Consider the following 1,704-nt stretch of genomic DNA (forward strand, 5'->3'; position numbering starts at 1 on the left):
CGTGCCTTCTCCCGAAGTTACGGCACCATTTTGCCTAGTTCCTTCACCCGAGTTCTCTCAAGCGCCTTGGTATTCTCTACCTGACCACCTGTGTCGGTTTGGGGTACGATTTGATGTTACCTGATGCTTAGAGGCTTTTCCTGGAAGCAGGGCATTTGTTGCTTCAGCACCGTAGTGCCTCGTCATCACGCCTCAGCCTTGATTTTCCGGATTTGCCTGGAAAACCAGCCTACACGCTTAAACCGGGACAACCGTCGCCCGGCCAACATAGCCTTCTCCGTCCCCCCTTCGCAGTAACACCAAGTACAGGAATATTAACCTGTTTCCCATCGACTACGCCTTTCGGCCTCGCCTTAGGGGTCGACTCACCCTGCCCCGATTAACGTTGGACAGGAACCCTTGGTCTTCCGGCGAGCGGGCTTTTCACCCGCTTTATCGTTACTTATGTCAGCATTCGCACTTCTGATACCTCCAGCATGCCTCACAGCACACCTTCACAGGCTTACAGAACGCTCCCCTACCCAACAACGCATAAGCGTCGCTGCCGCAGCTTCGGTGCATGGTTTAGCCCCGTTACATCTTCCGCGCAGGCCGACTCGACCAGTGAGCTATTACGCTTTCTTTAAATGATGGCTGCTTCTAAGCCAACATCCTGGCTGTCTGGGCCTTCCCACATCGTTTCCCACTTAACCATGACTTTGGGACCTTAGCTGGCGGTCTGGGTTGTTTCCCTCTTCACGACGGACGTTAGCACCCGCCGTGTGTCTCCCGTGATAACATTCTCCGGTATTCGCAGTTTGCATCGGGTTGGTAAGTCGGGATGACCCCCTTGCCGAAACAGTGCTCTACCCCCGGAGATGAATTCACGAGGCGCTACCTAAATAGCTTTCGGGGAGAACCAGCTATCTCCCGGTTTGATTGGCCTTTCACCCCCAGCCACAAGTCATCCGCTAATTTTTCAACATTAGTCGGTTCGGTCCTCCAGTTAGTGTTACCCAACCTTCAACCTGCCCATGGCTAGATCACCGGGTTTCGGGTCTATACCCTGCAACTTAACGCCCAGTTAAGACTCGGTTTCCCTTCGGCTCCCCTATTCGGTTAACCTTGCTACAGAATATAAGTCGCTGACCCATTATACAAAAGGTACGCAGTCACCCCATAAAAGAGGCTCCCACTGCTTGTACGTACACGGTTTCAGGTTCTTTTTCACTCCCCTCGCCGGGGTTCTTTTCGCCTTTCCCTCACGGTACTGGTTCACTATCGGTCAGTCAGGAGTATTTAGCCTTGGAGGATGGTCCCCCCATATTCAGACAGGATACCACGTGTCCCGCCCTACTCATCGAGCTCACAATATGTGCATTTTTGTGTACGGGGCTGTCACCCTGTATCGCGCGCCTTTCCAGACGCTTCCACTAACACACACACTGATTCAGGCTCTGGGCTGCTCCCCGTTCGCTCGCCGCTACTGGGGGAATCTCGGTTGATTTCTTTTCCTCGGGGTACTTAGATGTTTCAGTTCCCCCGGTTCGCCTCATTAACCTATGGATTCAGTTAATGATAGTGTGTCGAAACACACTGGGTTTCCCCATTCGGAAATCGCCGGTTATAACGGTTCATATCACCTTACCGACGCTTATCGCAGATTAGCACGTCCTTCATCGCCTCTGACTGCCAGGGCATCCACCGTGTACGCTTAGTCGCTTA

General features: G+C 52.9%; 1 rRNA gene. It reads right to left on the reverse strand.

Going from position 1 to position 1,704, the window contains the following annotated elements:
* A 23S ribosomal RNA gene (locus H9C73_RS15960) occupies nt 1-1,704 on the reverse strand; the annotation flags it as partial.

It is taken from the genome of Marinobacterium alkalitolerans (genome assembly GCF_017776525.1).
GTDB classification, from domain to species: domain Bacteria; phylum Pseudomonadota; class Gammaproteobacteria; order Pseudomonadales; family Balneatricaceae; genus Marinobacterium; species Marinobacterium alkalitolerans.